6 protein-coding genes are annotated in these 3,462 nt (G+C 49.4%); all 6 read left to right on the top strand.

All coding sequences use genetic code 11. From position 1 onward, the window contains the following. The coding region (locus tag ACCI49_RS23985; protein ID WP_371841773.1) for a helix-turn-helix domain-containing protein at positions 1 to 792 on the top strand (792 nt) is incomplete at its 5' end. Positions 793 to 804: 12 nt separating this feature from the next. After that, positions 805 to 1,266 carry a hypothetical protein gene (locus ACCI49_RS23980; protein ID WP_371841772.1) on the top strand — a complete coding sequence of 154 codons (462 nt, stop codon included), beginning with the start codon at positions 805 to 807 and terminating at the stop codon, positions 1,264 to 1,266. Between the two features lie 124 nt (positions 1,267 to 1,390). Then, positions 1,391 to 1,621, top strand: a complete 231-nt coding sequence (locus tag ACCI49_RS23975; RefSeq protein ID WP_371841771.1) for a hypothetical protein — start codon at positions 1,391 to 1,393, stop codon at positions 1,619 to 1,621. A gap of 118 nt (positions 1,622 to 1,739) precedes the next feature. Next, the gene (locus ACCI49_RS23970) at positions 1,740 to 2,201 is read left to right on the top strand and encodes a hypothetical protein (protein WP_371841770.1); all 462 of its coding nucleotides are present in this window, start codon (positions 1,740 to 1,742) and stop codon (positions 2,199 to 2,201) included. Further along, positions 2,201 to 2,836, top strand: a complete 636-nt coding sequence (locus ACCI49_RS23965) for a recombination protein NinG (protein ID WP_371841769.1) — start codon at positions 2,201 to 2,203, stop codon at positions 2,834 to 2,836. The genes ACCI49_RS23970 and ACCI49_RS23965 overlap by 1 nt, the downstream gene beginning before the upstream one ends. Beyond that, positions 2,833 to 3,462, top strand: a 630-nt coding sequence (locus ACCI49_RS23960; RefSeq protein WP_371841768.1) for a helix-turn-helix domain-containing protein, incomplete at its 3' end; no start/stop codon positions are given. The genes ACCI49_RS23965 and ACCI49_RS23960, both read left to right, overlap by 4 nt.

Here is a 3,462-nt window from a genome sequence, read left to right as displayed (position 1 = left end):
AGGCGGTGCTTTATGATTCGTCGTGGCGCTCGCCCGTCCTCAAATTATCTAGTGGTTGCCAATACGGTTGTATGTGATCGCCGTATCTCATTCGCTGCCAGCGGCCTCCTGCTGCACTTGCTGTCGAAGCCTGATGATTGGGAGGTGTCAGCCGCAGCATTAGCCAGAGAAGCCCAAGAGGGGCGTGACCGCATATACAAGCTGCTGAACGAGCTAATTGACGCTGGTTACTGTGAGCGCATCGTAAGGCGCAGTGAAGGAGGCAAGATTCTCGGTACTGATTATGAGATTTCCGATATCCCTAGAGACTCCCAGGAACCCCCGGATGAACCACTTCCTGAAAAACCGGATACGGTAAATCCAGATACGGTTTCACCGGATACGGTAAATCCGACACAACAAAGTAAAGAATATAACAAAGTAAATACTGGACTAAGTAACCAGTCTGAGAGTGCGCAAGAGCGCCCTCCCGCAAGCACTCGAAAACCAAAATCTCCAGCCAAGCGCGGAACCCGACTCCCTGACGACTGGATTCTCACCGAAGAATTCCGTACTGAAGCGCAACGAGTCCGTCCTGACCTGATTAACCGAATTCACGATATCGCTGACGAATTCAGAGATTACTGGGTGGCCCAATCTGGCCAGCGTGGCGTCAAGGCTGACTGGCTAGCTACGTGGCGCAACTGGCTAAGGCGCGAAAGGTCTAGCACCCCCAAATTCAAAACCGCAGCACAGCAGCGCTCAGAACGTGCAGCGGCAACCTACGACTACGAACGCGCAACGCATTTCTAGGAGGGAATCGCAGTGAAAAATATATCCACCGTCCTCAGCCAACCGCCAGAACTGAAGCGCCCCATGGGCTCAGATGAATTGAGCCGAGAGCAACGGGACAGCGTGGCTTATTTTTTCCTGCGTCTCTCCCTGCTGAATCGCGAGCAATACGACCGACAGTTCCCAGACGAGAAAACCGAGGCCCTTGCTAAGCGTGAATACGCCGCACACGTCAAAGATTTTACCCGAGAGGAAATTGACAAAGGTATGGCTGCCTACCACGAAAATCGCCAAGCCGGTGTTGGAGGTTTTCAGTTCCTGGATGTGGACCGCGCAATCGGACTAATTCGAAACGGTGGAGTAGGTGAGGGTAATCCTGCCCGCATTCACAAGCTCTTTAAACCCTTAGCCCTACCAGACAAAAACGCCCAGGAGCGAGCCCGCAAAAGCGGTGAAAGTGAACTAGCAAAGATGCGGGGGATGTTCGACCTATGAGCGAAGAACACAGCGAGGTTTTGGAGGGGGAATACATACCCCGAGAGGAATCCACCAGTCAGCCAACGCTGGCGGAAGAGCTGGAAGACACCAACTGGTAAACAATAATCGAGAGGGAATTCAAATGATATACGGACCTATAAACCATGGAGTTGTTCGCAATACGTCAGCAGACCGAGCGGCAATTGCCTCGAAGACAAAAGAGTTTTTAGCGCGTGGCGGTGTAATTAAACGAATACCCACCGGTCTCTCTGGCTACAACCTGAAAATGAAAAAGGGGAACAATGGCCAGTCCAGATATCAGGATGAGCGCCTAATCAGCCGGTTCCGATTTGAGAATTTGCAAGCGGTGTAACTGAAGTGAATCGTGAAGAGCTAGCCCCAACAAGAACGGTTTTATTCCTGGAGTTGTTTTTGTGGATGGTGACGGTTGGCTTAGGTGTTTGGTTTTTGATTGGGTTGGAGTAGGGCAAATGACAAAGGATTCCGTGGTAGTCAACAGCGCAAACACTCTTCAAGGTTTTCTTGTCCGTGCTGAGAACCTTTTTAAACAGCACAAGCATCTGCGTTTTTCTTGGCGTATAGGACGGGACCGGAGCCTTGAACAAAACAGAATGTTTTTCGAGCTGTATAAGCGCATAGGTCATCAGCTCTATGGAAATGATACTGATTTAGCCAGGGCTGAGTGCAAGTTAACTATCGGAGTACCGATACTTCTGCTTGGAGATAAAGACCCGGAATTTACCGAGGTCTACAACAGATATCTCCGAGGATACAAGTTTAGCTATGAAGATAAGTTGCAAATTGTTCGCCTTTTAACGGTGACCTCTCGAATGACGGTAAAGCAAGGACAGGAGTACATAGATTCGATACTAAACCAGTACACCTTGAGAGGTGTTGATTTTGGGCCGCTGAATGACTTCGGGTGCAACTAATGGCCACCCGATACCGAAAATGTAAAGTATGCAAAACCCGCTGTAATGTACTGTACGGCATAGTTAACGGGTTGGATTTCGTCTGTTGTGTTGACCATCTTATTGATTTGGGATTTCAGCGAGTAGAGAAGCAAAAGAAGCTTGAAGCTAAAAAGTTCAAGGCTGAAACCAGAGCGCGCAAAAGGGCATTAAAACCTGATTCTCAAATCATGGATGAGGCCCAGCGCTCAATAAATGCCTATGTGCGAGAGAGGGATAGAGGCAAGCCGTGTATTTCCTGCAACTGTCCGGAGCATGAAATTGAAGTAGAGCAGGGCTGGAAACCGGGAGGTGCCTGGGATGCCGGCCACTTCCGCTCAAGGGGTGCAGCCGGCCACCTGAGATTCAACCTCTGGAATATTCACAGGCAGTGCAAAAGCTGTAACGCAGGCTCTGCCAAATATGCCCATAAAGCGGAGACCGTAGCCGTGCAATACGAACTTAATCTGAGGGAAAAGGTAGGCAATCGCCGAGTTGACTGGTTAAAAAATAATAACGAAATCCGGAGATTTAACCGGGAGTATTGCGAAAGGATTAAGCGGATATTCAATAGAAAAAGACGGTTATTACAAAAGCGGAGGGAGTGCATAGCATGAGCCTTTTGGAATATGCAAAAACTGAGGGAGAGAAGCGACACTGCCGAGCATTTGAGGAGTGTGGTGGTGTTACTGCAGCTGCGCGTAAGCTGGGAATAACACACCCTCCCGTGTCCCGCTCTATCACAGAACTGAAAAGGCGGCAGGCCCTGAAGGATGCTAGCCAGCACCTGAACCATCAGAAGGTGCCTGAAGGTTTCGAAATCAAAGGGACGAGTATTTATTTCCCTAAGACAGAAACTACCCCGGCTTTCTGGTTGAAGAATCAGCAGGATATCCAAAAGCAGCAGGCAGCCATGGAGGCCTTTGCTCAAACCTATATCGAAGATCTGCCACCGGTAGAGACTCCCACAGAGCCTCAAGGTGATTTAGATACAGACACTATTCCCTGGATACAGATTGGAGATGGTCATTTAGGGATGCTTGCCCATGAGCGCGAGGTGGGCCACAACTTTGACCTGAAGATAGCGGAGCGGGAATTAGTAGCCGCAATTGAAATCTTGATAGACCGAGCACCTAACTGTGAGCGCTGTGTTATTCAAGATTTAGGGGATATGACCCATTACGAAACCTTCAGTGCCAAAACAGAATCATCAGGGCATGACCTGGATTTTGATAGCCGCTAT

Source organism: Microbulbifer epialgicus, from assembly GCF_041447265.1.
GTDB classification, from domain to species: Bacteria; Pseudomonadota; Gammaproteobacteria; order Pseudomonadales; family Cellvibrionaceae; genus Microbulbifer; species Microbulbifer epialgicus.
This window is presented reverse-complemented; position numbering and strand designations above follow the sequence as displayed.

Excerpts from the sequence above, each read along its gene's own strand:
- ACCI49_RS23975 (WP_371841771.1), top strand. The coding sequence starts at position 1,391 with ATGATATACGGACCTATAAACCATGGAGTTGTTCGCAATACGTCAGCA.
- ACCI49_RS23970 (WP_371841770.1), top strand. The coding sequence starts at position 1,740 with ATGACAAAGGATTCCGTGGTAGTCAACAGCGCAAACACTCTTCAAGGT.
- ACCI49_RS23965 (WP_371841769.1), top strand. The coding sequence starts at position 2,201 with ATGGCCACCCGATACCGAAAATGTAAAGTATGCAAAACCCGCTGTAAT.